19 protein-coding genes are annotated in these 26,906 nt (G+C 71.7%); 9 read left to right on the forward strand and 10 right to left on the reverse strand.

Annotated features, from left to right (window positions below):
- Nucleotides 1–18: 18 nt before the first annotated feature.
- Complete coding sequence (locus tag ACWDEN_RS00470) at nt 19–1,467, reverse strand: APC family permease (RefSeq protein WP_351603620.1); 1,449 nt, start codon at nt 1,465–1,467, stop codon at nt 19–21.
- Between the two features lie 118 nt (nt 1,468–1,585).
- On the opposite strand from ACWDEN_RS00470, the gene ACWDEN_RS00475 reads away from it, so the two are divergent.
- Both ACWDEN_RS00475 and ACWDEN_RS00480 read left to right on the forward strand, forming a co-directional pair.
- On the forward strand, nt 1,586–2,770 hold the full coding sequence (locus tag ACWDEN_RS00475; RefSeq protein ID WP_450856468.1) for an ROK family transcriptional regulator: 1,185 nt from the start codon (nt 1,586–1,588) through the stop codon (nt 2,768–2,770).
- A gap of 109 nt (nt 2,771–2,879) precedes the next feature.
- Nucleotides 2,880–5,654 (forward strand): glycoside hydrolase family 2 protein, encoded by a 2,775-nt coding sequence (locus ACWDEN_RS00480; protein WP_450856470.1) that lies wholly within the window; start codon nt 2,880–2,882, stop codon nt 5,652–5,654.
- On the opposite strand, the gene ACWDEN_RS00485 is transcribed toward ACWDEN_RS00480, so the two are convergent.
- From ACWDEN_RS00485 to ACWDEN_RS00500, 4 genes are all read right to left on the reverse strand, one after another.
- Complete coding sequence (locus tag ACWDEN_RS00485) at nt 5,641–7,101, reverse strand: hydrolase (protein WP_450856472.1); 1,461 nt, start codon at nt 7,099–7,101, stop codon at nt 5,641–5,643. The genes ACWDEN_RS00480 and ACWDEN_RS00485 overlap by 14 nt on opposite strands.
- A 197-nt stretch (nt 7,102–7,298) precedes the next feature.
- Entirely contained in the window at nt 7,299–8,075 is a 777-nt protein-coding gene (locus ACWDEN_RS00490) for a GNAT family N-acetyltransferase (protein WP_351603613.1), read from the reverse strand.
- Between the two features lie 121 nt (nt 8,076–8,196).
- Nucleotides 8,197–9,051: a GNAT family N-acetyltransferase gene (locus tag ACWDEN_RS00495; RefSeq protein WP_450856474.1), complete on the reverse strand. Its 855-nt coding sequence runs from the start codon at nt 9,049–9,051 to the stop codon at nt 8,197–8,199.
- 277 nt (nt 9,052–9,328) lie between these two features.
- The gene (locus ACWDEN_RS00500) at nt 9,329–9,985 is read right to left on the reverse strand and encodes a chaplin (RefSeq protein ID WP_351603609.1); all 657 of its coding nucleotides are present in this window, start codon (nt 9,983–9,985) and stop codon (nt 9,329–9,331) included.
- Between the two features lie 285 nt (nt 9,986–10,270).
- Between ACWDEN_RS00500 and ACWDEN_RS00505 the strand changes: the two genes are divergently transcribed.
- Together ACWDEN_RS00505 and ACWDEN_RS00510 are read left to right on the forward strand one after the other, a co-directional pair.
- On the forward strand, nt 10,271–11,866 hold the full coding sequence (locus ACWDEN_RS00505) for an alpha/beta hydrolase (RefSeq protein WP_450856477.1): 1,596 nt from the start codon (nt 10,271–10,273) through the stop codon (nt 11,864–11,866).
- Entirely contained in the window at nt 11,866–12,066 is a 201-nt protein-coding gene (locus ACWDEN_RS00510) for a hypothetical protein (RefSeq protein WP_450856479.1), read from the forward strand. Before ACWDEN_RS00505 ends, ACWDEN_RS00510 begins: the two co-directional genes overlap by 1 nt.
- Here the strand turns inward: ACWDEN_RS00510 and asnB are convergent.
- Together asnB and ACWDEN_RS00520 are read right to left on the reverse strand one after the other, a co-directional pair.
- Nucleotides 12,056–13,897, reverse strand: coding sequence for an asparagine synthase (glutamine-hydrolyzing) (asnB, locus tag ACWDEN_RS00515; RefSeq protein ID WP_450856481.1), 1,842 nt, complete (start codon nt 13,895–13,897; stop codon nt 12,056–12,058). The two genes, ACWDEN_RS00510 and asnB, sit on opposite strands and share 11 nt — an antisense overlap.
- A gap of 233 nt (nt 13,898–14,130) precedes the next feature.
- The gene (locus ACWDEN_RS00520) at nt 14,131–14,910 is read right to left on the reverse strand and encodes an alpha/beta fold hydrolase (RefSeq protein ID WP_351603603.1); all 780 of its coding nucleotides are present in this window, start codon (nt 14,908–14,910) and stop codon (nt 14,131–14,133) included.
- Nucleotides 14,911–15,069: 159 nt separating this feature from the next.
- Between ACWDEN_RS00520 and ACWDEN_RS00525 the strand changes: the two genes are divergently transcribed.
- Both ACWDEN_RS00525 and ACWDEN_RS00530 read left to right on the forward strand, forming a co-directional pair.
- Entirely contained in the window at nt 15,070–16,164 is a 1,095-nt protein-coding gene (locus ACWDEN_RS00525) for a baeRF3 domain-containing protein (protein WP_351603601.1), read from the forward strand.
- Nucleotides 16,165–16,265: 101 nt separating this feature from the next.
- The gene (locus ACWDEN_RS00530) at nt 16,266–17,300 is read left to right on the forward strand and encodes a Gfo/Idh/MocA family protein (RefSeq protein WP_450856484.1); all 1,035 of its coding nucleotides are present in this window, start codon (nt 16,266–16,268) and stop codon (nt 17,298–17,300) included.
- On the opposite strand, the gene ACWDEN_RS00535 is transcribed toward ACWDEN_RS00530, so the two are convergent.
- Both ACWDEN_RS00535 and ACWDEN_RS00540 read right to left on the reverse strand, forming a co-directional pair.
- On the reverse strand, nt 17,290–19,314 hold the full coding sequence (locus ACWDEN_RS00535; RefSeq protein WP_450856486.1) for a phosphocholine-specific phospholipase C: 2,025 nt from the start codon (nt 19,312–19,314) through the stop codon (nt 17,290–17,292). The two genes, ACWDEN_RS00530 and ACWDEN_RS00535, sit on opposite strands and share 11 nt — an antisense overlap.
- Before the next feature lie 133 nt (nt 19,315–19,447).
- Nucleotides 19,448–19,864: an SsgA family sporulation/cell division regulator gene (locus ACWDEN_RS00540; RefSeq protein WP_351603595.1), complete on the reverse strand. Its 417-nt coding sequence runs from the start codon at nt 19,862–19,864 to the stop codon at nt 19,448–19,450.
- Nucleotides 19,865–20,211: 347 nt separating this feature from the next.
- Here ACWDEN_RS00540 and ACWDEN_RS00545 point away from each other — a divergent pair, with 347 nt between their 5' ends.
- Complete coding sequence (locus ACWDEN_RS00545; protein WP_351603593.1) at nt 20,212–21,642, forward strand: PP2C family protein-serine/threonine phosphatase; 1,431 nt, start codon at nt 20,212–20,214, stop codon at nt 21,640–21,642.
- A 54-nt stretch (nt 21,643–21,696) separates the two neighbouring features.
- Here the strand turns inward: ACWDEN_RS00545 and ACWDEN_RS00550 are convergent, their stop codons facing one another.
- A complete protein-coding gene (locus ACWDEN_RS00550) occupies nt 21,697–23,190 on the reverse strand; it encodes a DNA-binding protein NsdB (RefSeq protein ID WP_351603592.1) in 1,494 nt (497 codons plus the stop codon).
- A gap of 332 nt (nt 23,191–23,522) precedes the next feature.
- On the opposite strand from ACWDEN_RS00550, the gene ACWDEN_RS00555 reads away from it, so the two are divergent.
- Together ACWDEN_RS00555 and ACWDEN_RS00560 are read left to right on the forward strand one after the other, a co-directional pair.
- On the forward strand, nt 23,523–24,668 hold the full coding sequence (locus ACWDEN_RS00555) for an aminoglycoside phosphotransferase family protein (RefSeq protein ID WP_351603591.1): 1,146 nt from the start codon (nt 23,523–23,525) through the stop codon (nt 24,666–24,668).
- A 259-nt stretch (nt 24,669–24,927) separates the two neighbouring features.
- On the forward strand, nt 24,928–26,898 hold the full coding sequence (locus ACWDEN_RS00560; protein WP_351603590.1) for an N-acetylmuramoyl-L-alanine amidase: 1,971 nt from the start codon (nt 24,928–24,930) through the stop codon (nt 26,896–26,898).
- Nucleotides 26,899–26,906 lie beyond the last annotated feature (8 nt).

A 26,906-nucleotide genomic window follows, 5' to 3' on the forward strand; every position in this document is an offset into this window, starting at 1 on the left:
CCGGTGACAGACCGGCCGTCACACGGGTGCCACGTCCGGGTCCGCGCCCGCCAGGTACTCCTCGCTGATCTCCTTCTGCCCGAACGGCCACACCTTCTCCAGCCGTGCCCAGACGACGTAGGCCACACACCCGAGCGCCAGCCAGGCGAGGGACCATTCGATGGGGTGGCGGCCCGGGGAGTTCTTGTCGGCGTAGGCGTAGATCACGCACCAGCCGGCGAACGCGACGAGGCTCGGCAGCGGGTACAGCCACATGCGGTACGGGCGGCGCAGGTGCGGCTGCCGTTGCCGCAGCACGGTGAGGGCCAGGATCTGGGCGAGCGCCTGGACGATCACCATCACGGTGGTCAGGAGCTGGATGAGGGTGGCGAGGTCGGTGTGGCGGCCGATCAGGAAGCCGACGGCGGTGATCACGCCCATGGTCGCGAGGCCCAGCATCGGGAAGCGGTGCCGGGGGTGCAGCTTCTCGTACGGCCTGAAGAAGACGCGGTCGCGGGCGGCGTCGTAGGGCACCCGGGAACCGCCGAGCAGCCCGGTGAAGACCGAGGCGAACGCGGTGACCAGGATCAGCACGGTCACCGTGTCGGCGGCGCCCTTGCCCCAGGTCTTCTCCAGGACCGCCGAGGCGACCGAGGTGGAGGCGATGTCGTGCGGGTCGGCCATCCGCTTCCAGTCGACGACCCCGAGGGTGCCGATCTGGAGGAGCAGGTAGATGGCCATGATGCCGAGGATGGAGAAGAGGATCGAGCGCGGGAGGATACGGCCCGGGTCCTTGATCTCGGCACCCATGTACGCGGTGGTGTTGTAGCCGAGGTAGTCGTAGATGCCGATGGTCAGGCCGGCGGCGAACCCGAGCCAGAAGTGGCTGCTCGTCAGGTCGAAGGCGCCCGACGGGTAGGTGAAGGCCAGGTGCGGGCTGAAGTCGGAGGCAGCGGCGACGATCACCAGCAGCACCGAGGCGATCATCACCGCCCACATCACGGCGGTGATCCGGGCGATGTGCTCGATGCCGCGCCAGAGCAGGATCACGACCAGCGCGATGATGCCGAGGCCGATCAGGTCGCCGGCGGTCTGGCCGAGATCCGGGGCGAGATAGCCCAGGTACTGGACGAAGCCGACCACGCCCGTGGACATGATCAACGGGATGAAGAGCATCGCCGTCCACACGAACAGGAACGGCATCAGCCGGCCGGTGCGGTACTGGAAGGCCTGGCGCAGATAGACGTAACTGCCGCCGGAGCCGGGCATCGACGCGCCCAGCTCGGCCCAGACCAGCCCGTCGCACAGCGCGAGGACGGCGCCCGCGACGAAGCCGATGACCGCCTGCGGGCCGCCGAAGGCGGTGACCATCAGCGGGATCGTGACGAACGGCCCGATGCCGCACATCTGGCTCATGTTGATGGCCGTGGCCTGGAACAGGCCGACACGGCGGACGAAACCACCCGTGGGCGGCGGACTACCGGACATGGGGACTCCTGACGCCACGGGCGCGCTCGACGGCACCCGGCGGGCTGACTGGCCGATAAAGTTAAGGAGCCTTACTAGAGTCGTCAAGTATGCGCCGGGAATACCTGAGAATGGTCCGATGACCGTCAGTGACGCCGCAGAGCAGCAGGAACAGCCCTGGAGCCGCCGGCGGCTGCGCAGCACCAACGAGCGGCTGCTGCTGGACCGGCTGCGCGCCCTCGGCGCGGCGTCCCGCGCCCAACTGGCGCGGGAGACCGGCCTGTCGAAGCCGACGGTCTCCAGTGCGCTGGCCTCCCTGGAGGCGGCCGGCCTGGTGCACGAGGTCGGCACCCACGCCCCGGAGCGCGGGCGCACCGCCGTGCTCTACGCCCCCGACCCGGCCGCCGGGTACGCGCTCGGCGTGGACATCGGCCGCGGCTGGCTGCGGGTCGCGGTGGTCGACCTGGACGGCGCGGTCGTCGCCCGGGCCGACGTACGCAACCGGGCCCGCGCCTCCGCCCAACTGGCCGACCTGGTGGTGGGCACCGCCCGGCAGGTGATCGGCAATTCGGGCGTGGACCCGGCCGGGGTGGTGCACGGCGTGGTCGGCACGCCCGGTGTCTACGACGAGAAGCAGCGCCGGGTGCGGTACGCGATGCATCTGCCGGGCTGGGGGCGAGCGGGGCTCGTCGACCGCATGCGCGAGGAGCTGGGCGTGCCGCTGGAGGTGCACAACGACGCCAACCTGGCGGCGCTCGGCGAGTACACGTACGGCGTCGGCACCGGAAGCCGGCTCTTCGCGTACATCCTGATCGGCACCGGACTGGGCATGGGCGTGGTCAGCGAGGGACGGCTGTTCACGGGGGCGCACGGGCTGGCCGGCGAGATCGGCTTCCTGCCGTGGCCGGGCCGGCACAAGCCGGAGCGGCTGGAGGACGCGGTGTCCGGGGTGGCCGTGGTGGAGGCCGCCCGGGAGTTCGGGATGAGCGGGCAGCTCACGGCGAAGGCGGTCTTCGACGCGGCCCGGCAGGGAAATCCGGCCGCCCTGCGGGCGGTGGAGCTGGAGGCCGAGCGGATCGCGCACACCGTGGCGGCGGCCGCCGCGGTGCTCGACCCGGATCTGGTGGTGCTCGGCGGCGGCGTCGGCCACAGCGTCGACCTGCTGCTGCGCCCGGTCCAGGAGCAGGTGCGCGCCCTCACCCCGCTGCGGCCGCGTATCGCGCCGAGCCGCCTGGGCGAGGACGCGGTGCTGCTCGGCGCGGTGGCCACGGCGCTGGACACGGCGCGGGACCTGGTGTTCGAGCGCAGGACGGCCGGAACCTGACCGGGCCCACGGCGCCGCCGCCCACCGTCATTGACACGACCCCACGCGGCGTCCTAGCTTGAGGCGAGTTAGTAAAGTTTCCTAACTTTACCGCCCCGGGAGCCCTGCCATGTCCCCTCGCCCCGCCCTCGGACGCCGGTACGCCGTCACCGCCCTGGTCCTCGGCCTGCTCGGCTCCCTCACCGGCGGCGCCTGGGGCGGCGCCCGGCAACCGGCCCCACCGCACGGGCCCGCCCGGACCACCCGCGTCCCCTCCACGGCCGGCACCGACACACCGCTGGCCGGTTACGCCATCCAGTCCTCGGCCAAGGTGAGCGACTCGCCCGCCGCCATCTCCTCCCCGGGCTATCCGGCGCAGGGCTGGTATCCGGCGGGCCCCCGCTCCACGGTCCTGGCCGCGCTCCTCGCCGACGGCGTGTACGCCGACCCCTTCTACTCCACCAACCAGCAGAAGATCCCGAAGGCCGACTTCCAGGTCCCCTGGTGGTACCGCTCCGACTTCACCGTCGCGGACACCACGCGGCGCACCTTCCTCGACTTCAGCGGGGTGATCTCGGCGGCCGACGTCTATGTCGACGGCCATCAGGTGGCGCAGGCCGCGGACACCACCGGCGCCTACACGCGCCACGAGCTGGACATCACCTCGCTGGTCAGATCCGGCACCAACACGGTCGCCTTCCGCATCCGGCCCAACGATCCGGACAAGGACCTCACCATGGGCTGGATCGACTGGCTCCAGCCCCCGCCCGACCGGAACATGGGCATCGTCCGGGACGTCCTGGTGCACAGGGGCGGCCCGGTGGCGCTGCGCGACGCGCACGTGATCGCCAGGCTCACCGTCCCGTCGCTCGCCTCCGCCGACCTGACGGTGAAGACGCAGGCCCGCAACGACACCGGCAGCGCGGTCACCGCCGAGGTCACCGGACACATCGGCGCGACCACGTTCACCCGGCAGGTCCCGCTCGCCGCCCACGAGACGAAGACCGTCACCTTCTCCCCCGCCGACACCCCGGGCCTGCGTCTCACCTCGCCGAAGGTGTGGTGGCCGGCCGGGATGGGCGAACAGCCGCTGTACGACCTCGACCTGACCGCGTCCGTCGCCGGTACGACGTCCGACACCGCGCACGACAGCTTCGGCATCCGCGACGTGCAGGCCCCGCTGAACGCGGACGGCGCACGCCAGTACCGGATCAACGGCCGCACACTGCTGATCAAGGGCGGCGGCTGGTCGCCGGACGAGTTCCTGCGCTGGGACAGCGCCTCGGTCGAGGACCGGCTGAAATACGCGCTCGACCTGGGTCTGAACACCATCCGTCTGGAAGGGCACCTGGAACCCGACGAGTTCTTCGACCTCGCCGATCGCTACGGCATCCTCACCCTGCCCGGCTGGGAGTGCTGCGACAAGTGGGAAGGCCAGGTCAACGGGAGCGAGACCGGCGACAAGTGGACCGAGGCCGACTATCCGGTGGCGCAGGCGTCCATGGCCGGCGAGGCCGCCCGGCTGCGCGACCACCCGAGCGTGATCTCCTTCCTGATCGGCAGCGACTTCGCGCCCGACGCGAGGATCGAGAAGACCTACCTGGACGCCCTGAAGGCCGCCGACTGGCCCGACCCGGTGGTCTCCGCCGCCTCCGACAACTCCTCGCCGCAGCTGGGCAGTTCGGGCATGAAGATGACCGGGCCGTACGACTGGGTGCCGCCCGGCTACTGGTACCTCAAACGCGAGGGCGGGGCCACCGGTTTCAACTCCGAGACCAGCGCGGGCCCCAGCATCCCCACCCTCGACACCCTGCGCCGCATGCTGACCCCGGCCGAGCTGGACACCCTCTGGAAGGACCCGGACGCGAGGCAGTACCACCGCTCGCCGTCCCCGGTCTTCGGCACGCTCAAGATCTACGACACCGCGCTCACCGGCCGCTACGGCGCGCCGAAGAGCCTCGCCGACTATGTGCGCAAGGCCCAGCTGGCCCAGTACGAGAACGTCCGCGCCCAGTTCGAGGCGTACCAGCGCAACGCCACGGACTCCTCGAAGCCCTCGACCGGAGTGATCCACTGGATGTTCGACAGCGGCTGGACGTCCCTGCACTGGCAGCTGACGGACCGCTACCTGGATCAGGGCGGGGCCTACTTCGGCGCGAAGAAGGCGAACGAGCCGCTGCACATCCAGTACTCGTACGACAGCCGCTCGGTCGTCGTCGTCAACCACCGGCACGCCGCCGCGACCGGACTCACCGCCCGGGCCACCCTGTTCGACCCCGACGGCACGCAGAAGTACGACAAGACGGTCGGCGGGCTGACGGTCAGCGGTGACGGGGCGCACGGGACCGCCCTCACACTGCCGTCCTCGGTGGGCGGACTGTCCTCGACGTATCTGCTCCGCCTGGTCCTGACCGGCGCGGACGGCAAGGAGGTGAGCCGGAACGTGTACTGGCTCTCCACCCGGCCCGACACCCTCGACTGGTCCGGCACCACCTGGTACTACACGCCGACGACGAGCTACGCCGACCTCAGCGGGCTCGCCTCGATGGCACAGGTGCCGGTGTCGGCGACGGCGGCCACCCGGTCGTCGGACGGTACGGCGACGACGACCGTCACCCTGCGCAACACCGGGAGCGGGAAGACGCCGGCGCTGCTGACGGACGTCCACCTCGTGGACGCGCAGGGCAGGCCGGTGCTGCCGGTGCGCTGGTCGGACAACGAGGTGAGCCTGTGGCCGGGCGAGTCGGTGACGCTGACCGCCACCTGCCGGACGGCCGATCTGCACGGCTCGGCACCGGGCGTGCGGGTCTCCGGCTGGAACACTCCGGAGCGGACCGTGCCGGCGGCCCGACGGGACGGGGGCGGACCGGTACGGCCCGCCCCCGGCCGGTTCAGCTCACGTTGAGCGCGGTGTCGTCCACGACGAACGACGTCTGGTACTGGGAGCCCTCGGTGCCGGTGAACTTCAGCGTGACGGTCTGCCCGGCGTAGCTGCTGAGGTCGAAGCTGCGCTGGGTATAGCCGGAGGCGGCGTTGAGGTTGGAGTACGTCGCCAGGGTGCCGAGGACCGTGCCCGAGCTGCCCAGGACCTGGACCTTGAGGGTGTCGTAGGCCGTGCTGGTCGAGGTCTCGGCCGTGTCGACGTGCAGATAGAAGCTGAACGTGGCCGTCGAACAACCGGCCGGGATGGTCACCGCCTGGGACAGGGTGTCGGTGGTGGCGGTGCCGTAGCCGTCGAGCCAGGCGTAGTACGAGCCCGAATGAGCCGACTCGCCGGTGGAGTTGGTGATGACCCCGCTGGACGCGCTCCACGCGGTGTTGCCGGACTCGAAGCCGTTGTTGCCGAGGAGCTGGGCGGCGGTGCAGGTGCCGGTGCCGCCACCACCGCCGCCTCCCCCGCCGCTGCTGGTGCCCGAACCGGCCAGCCAGGCGGTGGCGTTGAGGGCGAGGGCCGCGTTGGTGGCGCTGCTGTCGTTCCAGCCGTCGTACAGGGTGTTGCCGGACTGGCCGGTGCCGTCGTCGATCGGGGAGCTGTCGCCCCAGAAGGCGACGCGACCGCTGCCGAAGGTGCTGGTGAGGAAGAAGGCGCCGGTGTTGCCGGAGTAACCGGTGCGGTAGAGCAGGCCCTTGACGGCGGGGTTGTCGGCGGGCTTGAGGGTGGCGGTGGTGCCGTTGGCGATCAGGCTCTTGGTGACGGTGCCGAAGGAGCCGTGCAGCACCGGGTCGGTGCTGTCGCTGATCGCCGCCGGGTGGTCGGAGCTGATGTTGAGCGAGTCGACCGAGAAGCCGAACGGGTCGGTGGAGTCGACGCTGTTGTTCGTCATCAGGTCGTTGAGGATCTTGACCGCGTCGTAGCCGTCGTTGTTGCGGTCGGCTCCGGTGTGGTCGGAGATCATGAACAGACCGCCGCCGTTCTTCACGAAGTTCATGATCGCCGTCTTCTCGGCGCTCGTGAACAGCGTGTTGGGTTCCGGCAGGACCAGCGTGTCGAAGTTCGACAGGTCGGTCGACGACGAGCCGCCGTAGCTGAGGCTGGAGCCCGAGGGCAGCGTCTTCAGGCTGTAGTCGCCGGTCTTCTGCAGCGCCACGCCCCAGGAGGACAGGGCGCCGGTCCAGTCGGTCTCGGCGGACGGGGAGGGGTTCTCGCCGAGCGGGTCGGGCTGACTGGTGGAGATGATCCAGTCGGCGTTGCCCGCCGTCTCGGCGTGGGCGTTGTCGAACAGGATGCGGTGCGTGGTCGCCGCGTGGGCGGCGGTGCCGCTGCCGATCTGGACGGCGGCTCCGGTGAGGAGCAGTCCGAAACCGGCCAGGGCGGTGGTGAGTCTGCGGCGGGATCTCCTGGATCCGAGCATCCGGCGAACCTCCATGAGGGGTGGGGAGAGGCGGTGCGGGCGCCAAGTCTGCGCGCGTAGAGCCCGCTTGAGGGTTCTACACGCGTCGAGTGGTTGAAAGGTACATGGCATGAAGCTCGGATGAACAGAAAGTCCCGGCAATAACCGGTGCGGACCGTCGCCGCTCACGACGGCCAGGCGACTGAACTGATGGCAAGTCAGCTGCCGTACAGATACGGGGTCGTGGTGCTCAGCGCATGGAAGCCGAGGCGCTCGAGGATCGGGCGGCTCATGGGTGAGGCGTCGACCTGGAGGTAGCGGTAGCCGAGGTCGGCGGCGACGCGGGCGCGGTGGGCGACCAGTGCGCGGTAGACGCCCCGGCCCCGCCAGGCCTCGACGGTGCCGCCGCCCCACAGCCCGGCGAACCGGGTGCCGGGCACCAGCTCCATCCGGGCGGCGCTCACGGGTTCGTCCCCGGCGAGCGCGACCACGGCGACGACCGTGCCGGGGTCGGCGGCCAGACGGGCGAGCAGCCGGTGCCGCAGCCGGGTGCCGTCGGTACCGAAGGCCTTCTCGTGGACGTCCACGACGAGGTCGACGCCGGCCGCGTCGGTGGCCTGTACGAGGCGGATGCCCTCGGGAGGTCCGTCGTCCACGGCGAGCCGGCCGGTCTCGCCGATCATCAGTGTCTCCGCGGGCTCGGCCCGGAATCCGGCGGCGAGGAGCCGGGCGCCGAGGTCGTCCGGCCGGTCGTGGCCGTAGAGCTTCCACTCGAAGTCGCGGCCGAGGCCGGTGAAGTAGGCGACCTGGTCACGGATCGCCCGGTCCGCGCCCGCCGCGTCCAGAGCGGACCAGAGCACGCCGTTCCACCCGTGCCCGTCCGCGACCTGACGCACCACGGCGCCGACCCGTTCGATCCGGGCACCGGGTCCGTCGGAAGCCGCGTTCTCGCGCACGTCACGGTCGTAGAGGGCGAGCACCGCCGAGAGATCCATGCCCCGACTCGACCATGCCGGACCGGTCCGGGGCAACGGGATTGTCCCGGCGGCCGGCTCAGGGGCCAGGCACTCGGCGGGCGAGGACAGCTCGCCCGGTCCCGAGGGGTACGGCCCGGGATCAGCCCAGTTCGAGCGTCGTGACGCCGAACACCCGGTGCCGGGCGTGCTCGCGGACCGGCCCGGTGTACATGCGGGCGGTCTCGAAGGAGGCCTGGAGTCCGGCCTCCTCGGCGAGCGCGACGCCGGCCGCGTTCGGCTCGGGCACGTCGATGGCGATCTCGCCTCCCGCGGCCTCGGCCGTGAGGGCGGCGAACAGGGCGCGGGCGTCGTCGGCGGTGTCCGCGAAGAGGGGGCCGACGCGGAGGGTGTCGCGGCCGGGGCGGAGCACGCCGTAGCCGGTGAGGCGGGTGCCGTCGTGGCGGACGAAGGCCCGGTGTCCGGGGCCGGTGAACCACTCGGCGAGGAAGCGCGGACGGTCGGCCGGGTAGCAGGCACTGTCGTAGGCGGTGATCGCGGCGAGGTCGGCGGGCCCGGCCGGCCGGACGCCCGCGGGCGTCTCGCGCCGCGGGGCCGTACCGGTGAACCGGGTCGTGCGGTACGCGAGTTCGAACCCGGACTGGCGGTAGTTGTCCTGCTGGGCGACAACGCCGTCCAGGCCGACGGTGCGGTTGCCGGCGTGGGCGAGGGCGGTCTTCCAGGTGGTGAGGCCGTGGCCGTGGCCGCGCAGGTCGGGGCGGACCAGATAGCAGCCCAGGAAGGCGTACTCCGGGCCGTAGTTCACCACGGAGACGGCCGACACCGGCTCGCCGTCCATCCGGCCGAGGAAGAACCCGTCGGGATCCTGCGCGAAGAACGCGGGCCCGTCGCACAGCCCGGGATTCCAGCCCTCCGCCGCCGCCCATCCGGCGATCACCGGCCAGTCGGCGAGGGTGGCCTGGGTGACGACGAGGTCGTGGGGGGCCGCAGGGGTCATCGATGCGCTCCGTTTTCCGTCGGGACCGGACTGCCGTGCCGCATCCTTCCGGATCAACGAGGGCCGCGCCACGGGGAGATCGGCCGTTGCACCCGACACGGCCCGGCCACCCCGGAGCACGCACCGGAGCCCAGCGCGCCCGCTGCGGCAGCACCCGCCATCCTCCTCGTACACCACCGGCCACCGGCGGAATCCCGTGCGCCGTGGGCCACCGCGGGTCGCCGGTGCAGCAGGCCCCACCGGGCCGGTGTCCGGTGGGGCCTCTGGAGAGGGTGGGTCAGTTGGTGTCGGCGGGACGGAAGCGGCGGTAGAGGGCCGTGCCCGTGAGGAGCAGCGCGGCGCTGCCCGCCACGGCGGGGAGTGCGATGTCCGCACCGGTGTGGGCCAGCGCGGACACGTCCGGCCGGACGACGGGGCGTGCCGTGCGCGGGCTGCGGTGATGCCTGGTGGGGGCCGGGCTGCTCGGGGTGCGGGGCCGGCCGACGGGGCCGTTCACCGAGTGGTTGCCCTTGGCCGGGTTGCCCACCCCGACCACGTTGACGCTGTTGCCGCTGACGTTCACCGGCAGATCGACGGGGAGCTGGACGTCGTTGCCGGCCAGCACGCCGGGCGAGCCGGCCGCGGAGCCGTGGGCGGCGGCGCCGCCGGACTCCGGCCCGCCACTTCCGGTGCCGCGGTTCACGCGGTTCGCGCAGGCGTTGCCGACGGCAGGGTTGAGCAACCCCACCACGTTCACGGTGTTGCCGCACACGTTCACCGGCACGTGGACCGGGAGCTGGATGCCGTTGCCGGAGATCAGCCCGGGCGAGCCGGCCGCGGAGCCGTCGGCGGCGGCACCGCCGGCCGCGAAGGCCGCGGACACCGGCAGCGCCACGGCCATCGCACCGGAGGCGGCGACGACGGCGATCACACCGTTACGGGTAGCCCGTCTCATAGGTTCCCTGCCTTCCAGACTTCGTCGCGGGCACTCACCCGCACCCCATAAAACGCAGGCGAACCATCCGAGTTATGGCTTATCGGTCTTTCACCCCGTCGAGCGACAGTGTTATCGAACTGCATGTAAAGACTCTCAATGATCGATAACGGGCATCGGGGGCGCGGAGAGTACGGCACCGGATGCCGTCCCGCTCGTCGGGAGGCGGGCCGTCCGGGGCCCGCTTATGGTGAACCCGAGGGCGCCGTCCCCACCGCCCGCGACAGGCGTCCCGGGAGGCGATCGATGCTGGCCAAGCTGTCCACACGGCCCGCCGTGCGGCGCTGCGCGGGTACCGGAGCCCTCGCCCTGACGCTGCTCGGCGCCGGCCTGCCCGCAGCCGGCCGACCACAGCCCGACCTGTCCCGCTTCTACCGGCAGAAGGTGACCTGGACGGCCTGCAAGGGCCCGGACATGCCCAAGGACCTCCAGTGCGGGAAGGTCACCGTCCCGCTCGACTACGCCCGGCCCCGCACGGGCACGCTCGACGTGGCCCTCGCCCGCTACCGGGCGACCGGGAAGAAGCAGGGCTCGGTGCTGCTGAACTTCGGCGGACCGGGCGGTGCGGGTGTCCCCGAACTGGCCACCGACGGCAAGGAGTTCATGGACCTGACCAACGGCTACGACGTGGTCACCTTCGACCCGCGCGGCGTCGGCCGCTCCTCCCCCGTCAGCTGCGGCGAGGGCAGCGACGAGGCCTCGACCGCGCTGGACGACGAGGCCGGCCTCGCCCATCCGCAGGTGCTGCTCGCCAGGTTGCGCGAGGCCGCCGGCGCGTGCACCCGGCACTCCGGCCCGGTACTGCCCCACATAGGGACCGTGAACGCCGCCCGCGACCTGGACGTCATCCGCCAGGCCCTCGGCGACAAGAAGCTCAACTACCTCGGTTTCTCGTACGGAACGCGGCTCGGCGCGGTGTACGCGGCACAGTTCCCGCACAAGGTCGGCCGGCTCGCCCTCGACGGTGTGGACACCCTGACCGAGCCGCTGTCCGCACAGGGGCTGGCCGCCGCCGAGGGGCAGCAGACCGCGCTGGACGATTTCCTGGACTGGTGTACGACGGACGTCGCCTGTCCGTTCGGCCAGGACCGGCGTGCGGCCGCGGACCAGGTGGCCGGGCTGGTGCGCTCGCTCGACGCGAACCCGGTCCCGACGGACTTCGGCGGCTCGTTCTCCGGACAGGACCTGGTCGGCGCGATCGGGCAGGGCCTCTACAGCAGGCAGTTGTGGCCCTCCCTGGAGCGCGCCCTGGCCTCGCTGGTCCAGGACGGCGACGTACGGGGCGTGCAGAACTTCGCCACCGGCGGCGCCGGCCTGCCCCTGGGCGGCCACCGCAACGGCGGTCTGGTCGATCCGCAGGACGTGCCGGCGGACAACCTCGAGGCCGCGCTGATGGCGATCAACTGCGCCGACGACCCCGACCGGCCCGGCGCGGCACGGATCACCAAGGACCTGAAGGGCCTGCAGGCCGAGTACGAGCAGGCCTCGCCGGTCTTCGGCCGCTACCGGCTGACCGAGCTGCTCATGTGCTACGGCCGCCCCAAGGGCACCGACTTCATCCGCGACCGGGTGAAGGACGTCGACTCGGCGAGGATGCTGCTCGTGGGCACACGCGGGGACCCGGCGACGCCGTACCAGTGGACGGTGGAGACGGCCGCACGGCTCGGCCCGTCGGCGGTGGTGCTCGACAACAAGGGCGACGGCCACACCGGCTACACCTCCTCCACGTGTGTGCACCAGAAGATCGACGACTTCCTGCTCTACGGCTCCCTGCCGCCGAGCGGCAGCTCCTGTCCGGCGGACGGCGAGGACTGGAGCGCCACCCTGAACCCCACCAGCTGATGACAGCGGGGACGCACACGGGCAACGGGCGCGGGGACGGCGCCGCGCTGCCGACGCCGGAGGGCGGCGCCGGCACCTACCGGCTCGCGGCCGGGGGGACCGCCCACGCCGACGTCCGCGCCATCGGCCCGGCGTACCCCGAGGCTCGCCGGGTGGACACCGTGACCGTGGCCGCCTCGGCTGTCGGCCTCAGCCGGTGATCACCTCGGGCGTGTAGACCTCCAGCCACCGCGCGAGGTCCAGAGCGCGCTCCAGGCCGCGCCGGGCCGCCTGGGTGCTGACCGGCGCCTCGCGCTCGGCGGCCCGGCGGAGCCGGTCGCGGTCGACGAGGTCGAAGACCTGGTGCGAGGGCCGGGAGAGCAGCTCCTTGGCCTGTTCCTGGAGGGCGCGGGCGTACTGCGGGTCCTGCGTGGAGGGGTACGGGCTCTTGACCCGCTCGTACACCGACTGCGGCAGCACGTCCGCGGCCGCCTCCCGCAGCAGGCTCTTCTCCCGGCCGTCGAAGGACTTCAGCGCCCACGGGGCGTTGTAGACGTACTCGACCAGCCGGTGGTCGCAGAACGGCACCCGGACCTCCAGGCCGACGGCCATGCTCATCCGGTCCTTGCGGTCGAGCAGAGCGCGCACGAAGCGGGTCAGGTGCAGATGACTCATCCGCCGCATCCGGTACTCGAAGTCGCTCTCGCCGTCGAGCCGTTCGATGCCGGCGACGGCCGTGCGGTAGCCGTCGGCGACGTAACGCTCCAGGTCCAGCGACTTGGTGAGGTCGGCGCGCAGTACGTCGGCGTCGTCGCCGAAGTGCCGGTTGAACGTGGCCAGCCAGGGGAAGGTGTCGGCGCGGCGCGCCTCCTCGTCGAAGAACTGCAGATAGCCGCCGAAGACCTCGTCGGCGGACTCCCCGGACAGGGCCACCGTGGATTTCTCGCGGATGGCGCGGAAGAGCAGCAGCAGGGAGGTGTCCATATCGCCGAAGCCGACCGGCAGATCGCGGGCGCGGATCACCTGCTCGCGCACGGCGGGGTCGGCGAGGGACTGCGCGTCGAGCACGATGTCCTGGTGGTCCGTGCGCGCGAGTTCGGCCACGTCGTGCACGAACGGCGTGTCGGGGGTGCCCCGCAGTTCGTCGGCGACGAAGTTGTCGGTCTGGCCGACGAAGTCGACGGCGAAGCTGCGCACCTTCTCGCCCTGCCGGGCGAGTTGCCGGGCGGCGATCGCGGTCATCGCGGAGGAGTCGAGGCCGCCGGAGAGCAGGGTGCAACGCGGAACGTCGGCGACCAGCTGGCGGCGCACGATGTCGTCGAGCAGCGAGCGCACGGTCCTGATGGTGGTGTCGCGGTCGTCGGTGTGCGGGCGGGTCTCGAGGCGCCAGTAGACGCGGGTGGACAGGCCGGAGCGGTCGACGGTGACGACCGTGCCGGGTTCCACTTCGCGCATGCCGTCCCAGATCGCGTGTCCGGGCGTCTTGACCAGGACGAACAGCTCCCGCAGCCCGTCCAGCGTCACCCGGCGGCGGACCAGCGGGTTGGCGAGGATCGCCTTGGGCTCGGAGCCGAACAGGACGCCGTCGGGGGTGCGGTGGTAGTAGAAGGGCTTGATGCCCATGCGGTCGCGGATCATCACGAGCTTGTCGTGGCGGCCGTCCCAGACGGCGAACGCGTACATGCCGTTGAGCCGTTCGGCGACCGTGTCACCCCATTCCAGGTAGCCGTGCAGGACGACCTCGGTGTCGGAGTCGGTGGTGAACCGGTGGCCGCGGCCCTGGAGTTCCCGGCGCAGTTCGGTGAAGTTGTAGGCCTCCCCGGAGTACACCATGGCGACGGTGCCCTCCGGGGTCGCCACGGACATCGGCTGACGGCCGCCGGGGAGGTCGATGATCGCGAGCCGGCGATGGCCCAGCGCGGCCGGGCCCTCGGCCCAGGTGCCGCGGTCGTCCGGGCCGCGGCAGGCCATCGTCTCGGTCATCGCATGCAATGTGGTGGCCTCGGCGGTGAGGTCGCGATCGAAAGAGACCCATCCTGCGATGCCGCACATGCGCTGCCTCCTGCCTCCGGCACTGGGCCGAGCAAACCAGTTGTATCGAGCACCTATATGACGAGCCTCCGTCAGGTGTTCCACACGGTCAACACGGCCGTAACACGCGTGCCCCACGCTCCTCATGGTTTCGGCCGGGTTTTGCCTTCGCGAAACGCCCGGAGCGCCGGGACTCCGGGCCGGCAGCGCGGGGAACCGGCCACGGGCAAAGACTTGGCCAAGCAGCTCGCGTGTCAGTCCTTCACGGCCAGAAACGAAGCAAGCGCCTCCGTCAGCTCGGCCGGCTTCTCCAGGGGCAGCTCATGGCCCGCGTCGAGGATGCGGACGACCGCGTCCGGGTAGGCCTTGGCCATCCGCAGCATCTGCCGCACCGGCAGCTGGACGTCGTGGTAACCGTGCACCATCAGCGTGGGCGTGCGGATCTCCCCGGCCCGGTCGAGGACGTCGAAGGCGCGCATGGCGCCGTACAGCGTCATCACGACCTCGCGCGGAGTCGCGGCGGAGGCGCGGATGTGCGCGCGGATCTCCTCACGCGGATAGCCGGGCGCGAAGGCGCGCTGGATGTTGGCGGCCACGAACAGCCGGTACGGCACCAGGGTGGAGGCGGCCATGAGCAGGCCCCGGCCACGGCTGTAGGTCATCCGGCCGATGGAGCCCACCAGCGCCATCCGCTCCACCCGCGCGGGGTGGGCCAGGGTGATGGTCTGCGCGATCATCCCGCCCATCGAGTGGCCGACCAGCGCGAACCGTTCGACCTCCAGGTGATCGAGGAGGGCCAGCACGTCCCGCGCCAGCTCCGCGATCGTGCGCACCCCGGCCCCGGTGCTCTCCCCGTGCCCGCGCAGGTCCAGCCGGATCACCCGGCGTCTCGCCGAGAAGTGCGCGATCTGGTGGTCCCAGCGGTGCCGGTTCGCGGTCCAGCCGTGGACGAAGACCAAGGGCACCTCCGGCGCGTCACGGGGGCCCTCGTCGTCGTACGTCAGGGCCGCTCCGTCGACTTCGAGCTGCGGCATGTCAGGCCTCCTGGGGCGTGCTGCGGTCGGGTTACTGGCCGGTACGGTAGCCGTCCGCGGGGTGCCGCGTCACCGGTTCCCACGGGGGAATCCGCTGCGGTGTTCCGGGCCCGGAACACCCCGAATGCCGTACTCGTGAATCCGCCCTATCGTGCTGTCATGGAGCACGCACTGAGTCCCGCAATGCTGGCCGAACTGCGGCGCCCGCGCCCTTACCCCGCAGTGTCCGTGCTGACCCCGACACACCGCCGGGAACCGGACAACGAGCAGGATCCCGTCCGGCTGCGCAATGTCGTCACCGAGGCACGCAAACGCCTGGAGTCCGACCCCGCCGTCACCCGTGAGCGGCGCAACGACGTCGTGGCCCAGCTCGACCGGGCGCTGGCGGAGGTGGACCTGGCACATGCCGAGGACGGCCTGGTGATCTTCGCCGCTCCGGGCGAGCACCAGGTCTGGTCCCTGGCCCGCACCGTCCCCGAGCGGGTGGTGCTCTCGGACACCTTCCTCACCCGCAACCTGGTCGCCGCGCACGCCTCCGAACGGCCCTTCTGGGCGCTGTCGGTCTCCACGGACCGCGTCACCCTGTGGAGCGGCGGCGAGGGCCGTGTCGTGGCGGAGGAGTCCGGCGGCTTCCCGCTGGAGCGTCGGCAGGAGAACTTCGACGCGGAGCGTCAGATGCAGATCGGCGACCAGCCGAGCGCCTTCCGCGACGAGGGCACGCGCCATTTCCTGCGCGAGGCGGACACCGTCATGGCCGCGCTGCTGCGCGACCAGCCCCGGCCGCTGTACATCACCGGTGAGCAGGCGGCGCTGTCCCTGCTGGAGGAGGTCGGCATCGCGGCCAAGGAAGCCACCCTGGTCCCGCACGGCGGCCTTGCGCACGCCGGTCCCGAGGCCGTGTGGCAGGCATTGCGGCCGGTGCTGGAGGACGAGGCCCGCAAGGACACCACGTCCGTGATCCGGGAGCTGACCTCGGCGCGCGGCCACAAGACCTACGCGGCCGGTCTGGACGAGCTGTGGCAGAGCGCCCGCGACGGCCGGGTCCGGCTGCTCGCCGTGGAGGAGAACTTCCGGGCCACCGTCAACGACCTCGGCGGGCATCTGGTGCCGGCCGAAGCCGGCGACCTGGACGCCCGCGAGGACATCGTGGACGAGATCGTCGAGCAGTGCCTGGAGACCGGCGCCGAGGTCCGCTTCGTGCCCGACGGCGCACTGGGCGACGCGAACGGGATCGCGGGCGTACTCCGGTACTGAGCCGCCCCCGCACCCCCCGCACTCCCCCGGCAGCGCTCCCTGCCCGGCGTACGCTACGCCGTGATCGTCACGGCGTGATCGTCGGGTAAGGGAGCGCACACATGGGTGACCTGCTGGGAGTGGCGGTACTGGGTGCCGGACACATGGGGGCCGACCACATACGACGCCTCGACCAAGTGGTCAGCGGAGCCAGGGTCGCGGCGGTGGCCGACCCCGATGTAGAGCGGGCCGAGAAGGCCGCGGCCGGACTCGACGCGGTGACCGTGCACCCGGACCCCGTGGCCGCGCTCGACGCCCCCGGCGTGGCGGCCGTGCTGATCGCTTCCCCCGGCCCCGCCCACGAGGAGGCCCTGCTCGCCGCCTTCGCCCGCGGGCTGCCGGTGCTGTGCGAGAAGCCCATGGTGCCCGACTCCACGGGTGCGCTGCGGGTGGTGGAGGCCGAGGCACGGCTGGGCCGCCGCCTGGCGCAGATCGGCTTCATGCGCCGCTACGACGCCGAGTACCGGCGGCTCAAGGCGCTGCTGGACGGCGGCGATCTGGGACGGCCGCTGATGCTGCACTGCACCCACCGCAACGTCTCCTCCCCCGGCGGCTTCACCAGCGCCATGCTGATCAACAGCTCCGTCTCGCACGAGATCGACGCGGCCCGCTGGCTGCTCGGGCAGGAGCTGACGGCGGTGACCGTGTTGCGTCCCACACCGTCCGCGAACGCCCCCGAGGGGCTGCTGGATCCGCAGTTCGTGCTGTTCGAGACCGCGCAGGGCGCCCTGGTCGACGTGGAGGTCTTCGTCAACTGCGGCTTCGGCTACCAGGTGCGCTGCGAGGCCGTGTGCGAGCGGGGCAGCGCGCGGATCGGCGAGGAGCACACCATGGTGGTCACCACCGCGGGCGGCGCCCGCGAGGAGGTGGCGCAGGACTACCTCGTCCGGTTCGCCTACGCCTACGACCGCGAGGTGCAGGCCTGGGTGGATGCCACCCGGCGTGGCGAGGTCACCGGTCCGAGCGCCTGGGACGGATACGCCGCGTCCGTCGTGGCCGAGGCGGGCGTCCGGGCGCTGGAGACCGGCGGCCGGGTGGCCGTCCAACTCGCCCCGCGCCCGGACCTGTACGGCCCCTGCGCCGGGGTCAGCCGCTGACGCCGGCCGCGCCCGTCTCCAGGTGCCCGGTGAACCGGCGCGACCAGGTCGCGTCGGAGTCGACGGTCACCGTGAAGTCGTACCAGCCGTTCTGGTACGCGACGGCGTTGAAGTAGTCCTCCGCCGAGGCACCGGCGGCGACGGTGTAGGTCCACGGACCGTCGCCGCGGTAGTGGTTGGAGGTGATGGTGAACGTCACCGAGGACGAGCCCGCGTTGGTCATCCTGAAGTAGATCGCGAGCTTGCCCGTTCCGGGCTCGACCGCGTAACGGGTGCTCACCTCGGCCGACTTGCCCGCCCTGGTCGCGTCGCCCTGGAAGCGGCGCAGGAAGCGGTTCGGACCGACCATGGTCAGGTCGTACTTCCCGCCGCCGAAGCCCGTGCCGATGTTGAAGTAGTCGGAGGCGGTGCCGCCCGCGTCGACCGTGTACTGCCAGGGGGTGGTGTCCCGGTAGGCGTTGGGGTGGATGGAGAAGTGGGCCGCGCGGGCGGCCGGGCTGCCCTGGTTGGTCATGGTGAACCAGGCCAGGATCTTGCCGGCCGCGCCGAACTCCAGGTGGTCCAGGTAGCCGTTCGGCTGGTAGGGCAGCGCGCGGGCGGGGCGGGTGCCCGGCTCCTGGGCGGGCTGGGCGTTGTCGGTCGGCGCCGGGTTGGGCAGCGGGCCGCAGGTGTCGATGCCGATGACGCTGGTCGCGGGCAGGGAGACCGGGCCGTGGACGGGGTTGGCGAAGTCGAAGACTCCGGTGAGGTCGCCGCTGACCTTGCGCCGCCAGTCGCTGATGTTGGCGCACTTGGCCGGCTTGCCGATGGCGGACGTCCAGGTCTCCAGGAAGCGCAGCACCGAGGTGTGCTCGAAGACCTCCGAGGAGACCCAGCCGCCGCGCGTCCAGGGCGAGATGACGATCATCGGGACACGGAAGCCGAAGCCGTACGGCACCCCGTTGAGGAACTCGCCGGCCGTTCCGGCGGGGGGTGCCGGCGGGGGCACGTGGTCGAAGTAGCCGTCGTTCTCGTCGTAGTTGAGGAACAGGACGGTGGAGTCGAACACGTCCTGGTCGGCGGCGAGGGCCTGGTAGACGAGGTTGACGAAGTGCGCGCCGTCGCCGGGCGGGGCGTAGGGGTGCTCGGAGAAGGCCTGGTTGGGCACGATCCAGGAGACCTGCGGGAGGGTGCCCGCGAGCACGTCGGCCTTGAGGGCGGCGGCGATGTCGTCCGGGGTCGAGCCGGTCACCTTCGGCACCGAGGACATGCCGCGGTCGTACAGCGGGTCACCCGCCTTGGCGTTCGCGAAGTTCTTGAAGTAGGCGCAGCCGTTGTCCCCGTAGTTGTCCGCCGCGTTCTGGTAGACCTTCCGGGACACCCCGGCGGCCTGCAGCGCCTCGGCGTAGGTCTGCCAGGTCAGGCCGGACTCGTCGCCGCCGTCGTAGCTGGTGGAGTCGACCTTGCCGCTCCACAGGAAGGTGCGGTTGGGGCCGGTGGCGCTGAGCGTGGAGCAGAAGTATGCGTCGCAGATGGTGTAGTTGTCGGCGAGCGCGTAGTGGAAGGGGATGTCCGAGCGGTCCAGGTAGCCGAGCGAGCGGACGTTGCCGACGCCCGCGACCCAGTTGTCCATGCGGCCCTTGTTCCAGGCGGAGTGCTGCGAGGACCAGGAGTGCGGCAGGTCGCCGTTGCACTGGGCGAGGGTCTCGCCGTCCTTGCCGCCGGCGGACGGGGTCGCGCTGAGCTTCCACGGGTACTGGCGGCCCGTCCCGTTCGGCTGGTCGAAGACCGGGTGGCCGCCGCCGAGGGTGATGCCGCTGCGGTCGTCGAAGCCGCGCACGCCCTTCAGACGGCCGAAGTAGTGGTCGAAGCTGCGGTTCTCCTGCATCAGGATCACCACGTGCTGTACGTCCTTGATCGTGCCGGTCGCGGTGGTCGCTGCGGCTGCGGTACGGGTGGCGGCGCCGCCCAGCGCCACACCCGCCGCCACGGATGCGCCGAGCCCCACGAAGCCTCTTCGGCTGATCGGTGTCATTCGCCCCGTCCTTGTCACCTTCGGATGCCCCTGCGGCACACCGCGCGCCAGGGTGCCCGGGGCCGTCGTCGCGGTCCATACCGCAGCGGTGAGGCGAAGGTGAACAGAAGTCAAAGCAGCCGGGGCTCTCGCCTCATACCCCGCCGAACAGGGCGCTCAGCCCCCGCTCCACCACTCCGCCCAGATCCTCCTGCCCCGGCGCCACCACTCCGTAGGTGCGCAGCAGGAAGCGGCGCAGGGCCGACGCGGGGAACTGCAGCAGGGCGAGCCCGTGGGGCGAGTGGAACTCCAGGACGGTCCGGGTGCGGCCGTACGGCCAGATCTGCACGTCCCCGTGGCCGGCCGGGGCCCGAAGTCCCTGGTCGAGCAGGGAGCGCGCGAAGACCCAGGTGACCTCCACGCCGTCCAGGGCGGCCTCGCCCGGGAAGTCCACGAAGACGGCCAGGGGGTCGTCCGTGGTGTAGCGCAGCGTGGCCGACACGGGGATCTCCTCGTCCTCGGCGGTGACGAGCCGGGCCTGTGCGGGCTGTTCGACAGTGATGGCGTCCATGCCTTAATGGAGTCCTCGAAGGCGCCTCGCATGCCGCGAAATCCGGTCAGACTTCGACAGGTACAAGACGCTTGCCGCACACTGGAACGAAGGAGCGTCGAACACAGGGGTGAGCGTCGAGGAAAAAGCGGCCCGTAGGAGACAACTCGCGTAGTTCTCCTACGACTTGACCCGCCCGGCGCGTACATCGTTCGTGTGCGCGGATCACTCGGGGAAGACTCTGGCATATGCCGGAAGCACCACCGTATCGTGTGTTGCCAAATCCCTTACGGGGCGTCGCGGGCTGTGCGAGAGTCGTAACGGTCCCCCGTCCTCCCCGACCGTCTCGTCCCCCAACGGAGTGCGTCATGCCGTCACCGGTCTCCGCGGACCGCTCAGCCGCCCAGCCACCCGGACGCGGCTCGGTGGAAGCGTTGATAACGCAGACGCGGCGGCTCAAGGGCGACGTGGACGCCGTACGGCGGGACACCCCGAGCGACGGTGCGGACCCGGAGGAACGCTGGCAGCGCGCCCTGTACGACCTCGCGCTGCACCAACTGGACGACCTGGACGCCCATCTGGCCCAGCTCCGGGACGGACCGGCCGCCGAACCCGCCGAACCGGTGGAGGCACCCGCCCTCCGGCCGGCGCCCGCCGCCGCCCCGAGCGGCTCGCTGCTCAGCCGTGTCGGCAGCGCGGAGTGGAACCTGCTGACGGACGAGGCGACCTGGTCCGGGGAGCTGTACCAGATCCTCGGCCTGGACCCGGACGCCCCCGCCCTCACCCTGGACGAACTGCCCTCGCTGGTACTGGAGGAGGACCGGCCGAAACTGACCGCGATGGTGACGGACTGCCTGGTCGACGGCAAACCCATCGACGGCGAGTTCCGCGTCGTACGGGCCGAGGGCTCCGTACGGGCGGTGCACATGATGGGCGAACCCGTGCTCGGCGCCGACGGCGGCACCTCCTCGATGTGGGCCGTGCTGCGCGACGTCAGCGAACTGCGCCGCTGCCGGCGGACGGTGAGCGAGACCCGTGACTCGCTGCAGCGTCAGCGCCGGCAGGAGCAGACCGAGCACCGGATCGCGGTCGAGCTGCAGGAAGCCGTGCTACCGCCATGGCGCGGCTCCCTGCGGCTCCCGCACCAGGGGCCGCGCACCCTCGACCTCGCCGCCCGCCGCCTCCCCGCGGCGACGACCACACCGCTCGGCGGCGACTGGTACGACGCGCTGGAGCTGTCCGACGGCGACACCCTGCTGAGCGTCGGCGACCTCACCGGGCACGGGGTGGCCGTCGCCTCCGGGATGGCGATGCTGCTCGGTGCCGTACGCGGGATGGCCCTGGCCGGCAGCCCGCCCGGTGAACTGCTCGGCATGCTCAACCAGTTACTGGACGCCACCGTACAGCCGGCCCTCGGCAGCGCCGTCTGCTGCCGCTACCGGCCCGAGACCCACGCCCTGGTCTGGGCGCAGGCAGGACACCCCGCCCCGCTGCTGTACCGCGACGGGACGGGGCGCGTGCTGAACGCACCGGAAGGCGTCCTGCTCGGCGCCACCTCGGGCGCCGTCTACGGGCAGGCCGAAGAAGCCCTCCGGCCGGGCGACCTCCTGCTGCTGCACACCGACGGGCTGGTGCCGGGGCACAGCCCGAGCACGGCCGTGGACCGCCTGCTCGCCCTCGCCCCGCGGTTCGGCGCGGCGCGCACCGCGCAGGACTGCCTGCGGGCGGTGGTCGAGGAGTTCGGCGGAGCCGGACGCGAGGACGACGCCTGTGTGCTCGTCGCCAGGGTCACCGCATGAGCTGAATGGGGAGTTGTCGAGGTCATCCAGCGCACAGGCGTGGTGCCTGTGCGCTCACGCCTGTGCGCTGCCCGGGCCCTTGGCCCTCGGCTTGGGCAGCGCGAGCCGGATCTCCTCCCGCAGTTCGTGGATCCTGGGATAGCCCGAGTACTCCGCGGTCAGCCGGTACATCTGCCGCAGCCGGTCCCAGGTGCGACGGGAGGAGTTCGAGCCCATCGACATCAGGGCCAGCCGGGCGTAGCGGTCGGCCTGTTCAGGGTCGTCGGCGATGAAACAGGCCGAGGCCATGGACAGATGGTCGAAGATCTTCGACCGCTCGCGCCCGTCGACGCGCAGGGACAGGGCCTTCTCCGCATAGTGCTGGGCGTGCACGGCCGCGCTCGGGTCGAACTCGGCCAGCGTGCGGTAGGCGAGGGCCTGCATGCCGTACAGGTCCTCGTCCTTGAAGGTCTGCATCCAGTCCAGCGGTTCGCCGTCGCCCCGGTCGGCGACGAACATGTCCTCCGCCTGGCCGAGCGTGCGGCGCATCGCCTGGCCCTTGCCCATGGAGGCCTGCGCCCAGGCCTCGATGGTGTGGAACATCGCCTTCGTGCGTGGCTGCAGCCGGTCGCCGGCGCCGTCCTGGGCGAGTTTCATCAGGTCCAGGGCGTCGTCGGGCCGGCCCAGGTGCACCATCTGCCGGGCCGCCCGGGACAGGGCCTCACCGGCGCGCGGCCGGTCTCCGCCCTCGCGGGCGGCATGGGCGGCGATGACGAAGTACTTCTGCGCCGTGGGCTCCAGGCCGACGTCGTGCGACATCCACCCGGCGAGGACGGCGAGGTTGGCGGCGACGCCCCACAGGCGCCGCTGGAGATGGGGTGGATGGTGGTAGGCGAGCATGCCGCCCACCTCGTTGAGCTGGCCCACGACCGCCTTGCGCTGAAGCCCGCCGCCACGGGCCGCGTCCCAGGCGCGGAACACCTCGACCGAGCGCTCCAGTTCCTCGATCTCCTGCGACCCGATGGGGGCGGCCTCATAGCGGTCGAACCCAGCGGGGTCGGCGTGCAGGGGGTCGTCGAGGACAGGGGCGTCGGCCTTCAGGGCCGGGTCGGTGTGCAGCCAGTCGTACATGGCGCTGCTGAGTGTGGATCCCGCGGCGAGCGCGGCACCCGCGCCCACCAAGCCGCGTCGGTTGAGCATGAGGTCCATTCCCGTGAATTCGGTGAGGACCGCGGCGGTCCGTTCGGGCGCCCACGGCACGCCGTCGGGATGTTCCTCGATCCCGTCGCCCTGCCGTTTCCCCGTACGCCCGTGCCGTACCAGACCGAGGTCCTCGATGGTCACGACACGGCCGAGACGCTCGGTGAACAGGGCTGCCAGCACCCGCGGTACGGGATCGCGCGGGATCTCTCCCATGTCGATCCACCGACGGACCCGGGAGGTGTCGGTCGACAGCTGGGGGTGGCCCATGGCCGCCGCCTGCTTGTTGACCAGCCTCGCGAGTTCGCCCTTGGACCAGCCGGCCAGGCCGAACAGGTCCGCAAGGCGGGTGTTGGGTTGTCCGCTCACGTCAAGCCCCCAGGTTCTCGGCTGAGTTGACAGTAGCCCGGTGCAGGTTGCCGGGCGACTATTCGCCAGGGTTCGCCAGGGTCCGCCAGATGGTGTGCCACTGGGCATCGGGTGTCGAGTAGGAACGCGCCACCCCGACCCGGTCGCCGCTCGGCTTCCCGAGCTGACGGGTGCATTCCCCAGGGTGCACCCGGGCGGCCGGGCCGGGCAGGCGCACGCTCGCAGTGCATGCGAACGGAGTACGGGCTCTCCCGTGCCCCGGCCCCGCGCATGTGCCCCGAGCACGCACCACAGGCAGGCACCGCAGGCACACGAAGGGATCTGTATCTCCCATGTACGCAGCATCGTCCTCCGTGTCCGCCCCGCCCCGGCCGCTGCGTTCCCGCCCCGCGGGCGGCGGGCCGTACCTGGACCCGGCGGCGCGTCCGGGCGGCCCCGTGCCGGTCGCCGGGCGGCTCCGGCGGGTACCGGGCCAGGTCGGTACCCAACCGCTCAGCGGGAGACTCGACTTGTCCGGTCCCCAGGGCGCGCAGCTGCGCACCGCGATCGCATCGGTGCACCGGATCTGTCCGGAGTTCACCCCGGTGCAGGTGCTGCGGCGCAGCGGACGGTCCGTCCTCCTCGTCGGGACGACCGGGCGCGGCGCGGCCGTGGCCAAGTGTCTCCTGGACCACTCGCCCGCCTGGGCCGAGCGGTTCCGCCACGAGATAGCCGCATACCGCTCGTTCGTCCGGCACCGGCCACCGGTCCGCGTGCCCCGGCTGATCGCGGCGGACCCGGACAACTGCACCCTGGTCATCGAGCGGGCGCCGGGCCGGGTGGCGGCGCTGCAGCGCCATCCGGCGGAGGCGCCGCCCCGTCCGGACATCCGGGCCGCGCTGGGCGCGGTCTGCCGGGTGAACGCCTGGCGGCCCCCGGCGGGCACCTTCGACATGCCCCTGGACTACGGCGCCCGGATCTCCCGGTACCACGAGCTGGGCCTGCTCACGGACCGGGACCTCGGGGATCTGCAGAAGCTGCTGCACGGCATCGCCCACGAGGTGGGCCGGCACGGCATGCTCCAGTTCAACCACGGCGACGCCCTGCTGTCGAACATCCTTCTGTCACCGGCCGGTCCAGTGCTGGTGGACTGGGAGCACGCGGGCTGGTACCTGCCGGGGTACGACCTGGCGACGCTGTGGCTGGTCCTCGGGGACGCGCCGGTGGCCCGACGGCAGATCAGCCAGATCGCCCAGTCGGCGGGCCCGGCCTCCAGGGACGCCTTCCTGGTGAACCTGATGCTGGTGCTGACCCGGGAGATCCGTACCTACGAGACCGCCGTGCAGCGTTCGATGCACGAGGTGGCCCCGGCGGCACCGGGCCTGGCCCACCCCGGTGCTGCGCCGTCCGGCGAGGAACAGCGGCTGCTGCTCAGGCGGCTGCACGACGACTGCCAGATGGCCCGCAAGGCCGTCCGAGCGGCGGTCGGTACTCGCTGACGGGGACGACGGTTCCGCGGTGCGCCAGAGCGGCGGCGCACCGCGGACCTTCGTGTGTCCGGGCCCGGGCGGCCACTGGTGTACACCAGTGACGCCCCGCAGGCCCGCGCACCGCCGTCGAGAAACTCGCCGAAAACCCTTCGTGACATGGGAAATCGCCGTCCTGAATGCATCATTGACGGATCGTCGGCCAGCCGGTACCACTGACCCAGCTCGGCGCCGCACGCCCCGCCACGCCCGCCCGTCACAGGAGGCCGCATTGCGAGGTTCCGCCACTGATTCCACGACCGCACCCGGCCCCGGACAACTGCGGCGAGCCGTCGGCCCGCTCGCCTCGGCGGCCCTGCTGCTGCCGCTGCTCGGCGCGGCCCCCGCCCAGAGCGCCGCGGACTCCTCCGCGGGCCGGCTGCAGCACGCCTTCGCCACCGCCGCGGCCGAGTACCACGTGCCGCAGAGCGTCCTGCTGGCCGTCTCCTACCTGCAGTCCCGCTGGGACTGGCACGCCGGCGCGCCCAGCGTGTCCGGCGGCTACGGTCCGATGCACCTCACGGACGCCCGCACCGCGATCGCCACCACGGAGCACAACGCCGAGGGCACGGAGGACGCCCGCGGCGACGGCGAACGCGCCGCCGTGCACCCCGCCGTCAAGGTGCCGGCCGAGTCCGCGCTCCCCGCCCGCCTGAAGACGCTGCCGAAGGCGGCGCAACTGACCGGCCTGAGGGCCGAGGAACTGCGCACCGACCCGGCGGCCAACGTGGCCGGCGGCGCCGCCCTCCTCGCCGCCGCGCAGAAGGAACTGGGCGCGCCACTGAGCGCCGACCCGGCCGACTGGTACGGCGCGGTGGCCCGCTTCTCCGGCGCCGACGACAGGGCGACCGCGGCGGCGTACGCCGACGACGTGTACGACGTCCTGCGCACCGGCGAGGAGCGCGTCACGGACGACGGCCAGCTGGTCGCGCTCGCCGCCCGGCCGCGGCTGACCGCCGACACCGCCCAGCTGCGGCGGACCGGACTGGGCACGCTGCCCACGGACGGCGTCGAGTGCCCGAGTTCGGTGTCCTGCGAGGCGGTCTGGGCGCCGTACGCGCAGTTCGGGAACGGAAACTACGGCAACCACGACCTCGGCGACCGGCCGGTGTCGCAGAGCATCAAGTACATCATCATCCATGACACGGAGGGCGCCTGGGACGGAGTGCTGAATCTGATCCAGGACCCGACCTACGTGTCGTGGAACTACACGATCCGCTCCACGGACGGTCTGATCGCCCAGCACGTGAAGGCGAAGGACGTGGCCTGGCACGCGGGCAACTGGGACATCAACGCCCGGTCCGTCGGCATCGAGCACGAAGGATTCCTCGCCAACCCGGACGCCTGGTACACCGAGGCGATGTACCGCTCCTCGGCCCGGCTGGTGAAGTACCTGGCCCGGAAGTACGACATCCCGCTGGACCGGCAGCACATCCTGGGCCACGACAACGTGCCCGGCCCGACCACGTCCACCATCCCCGGCATGCACACGGACCCGGGCCCGTACTGGGACTGGCGGCACTACTTCCAGCTGCTGGGCCACCCGTTCAAGAGGACCGCCGGCAAGAAGTCCGGACTGGTGACGATCCTGCCGGACTACGCCACGAACCAGCCGGCGTACACGGGCTGCACCACCGGCGGCGAGCCCTGCACGGCACACGGCTCCGACGAGGTGCGGCTGTACGCGGACCACGACGTGAACGCGCCCCTGATCAAGGACATCGGGCTGAAGAAGGACCCGACCATCGATGTGAACGACCTGTCCTCCCGGGTCGCCACCGGTCAGCAGTACGCGGTCGCCGACCGCTGGGGCGACTGGACCGCGATCTGGTACCTGGGCCAGAAGGCCTGGTTCGAGAACCCGCGCAAGGCTCCGACGGCGGTGCCCGCCAAGGGTGTGGTGATCACCCCGAAGGAGGGCCTGGCCGACGTCCCGGTGTACGGCAGGGCCTACCCGGAGAAGGAGGCCTACCCGGCGGGTGTCCCCGTGCAGTCGGTCGTCCCGCTGCCGTACACGATCCCGGCCGGGCAGAAGTACGTGGTCGGTGACGAGGTGCCGGGCGAGTACTACTACTCGGTCACCTTCACCACCGACTCGCACCGGGTCGTGATGGGCAAGGACCTGTACTACGAGATCCAGTACGGCCACCGGGTGGCCTTCGTCCGCGCCGCGGACGTGACCCTCGAGGGCTCGGCCGGCTGACCGGCGCG

Source organism: Streptomyces sp. NPDC001153 (genome assembly GCF_053598315.1).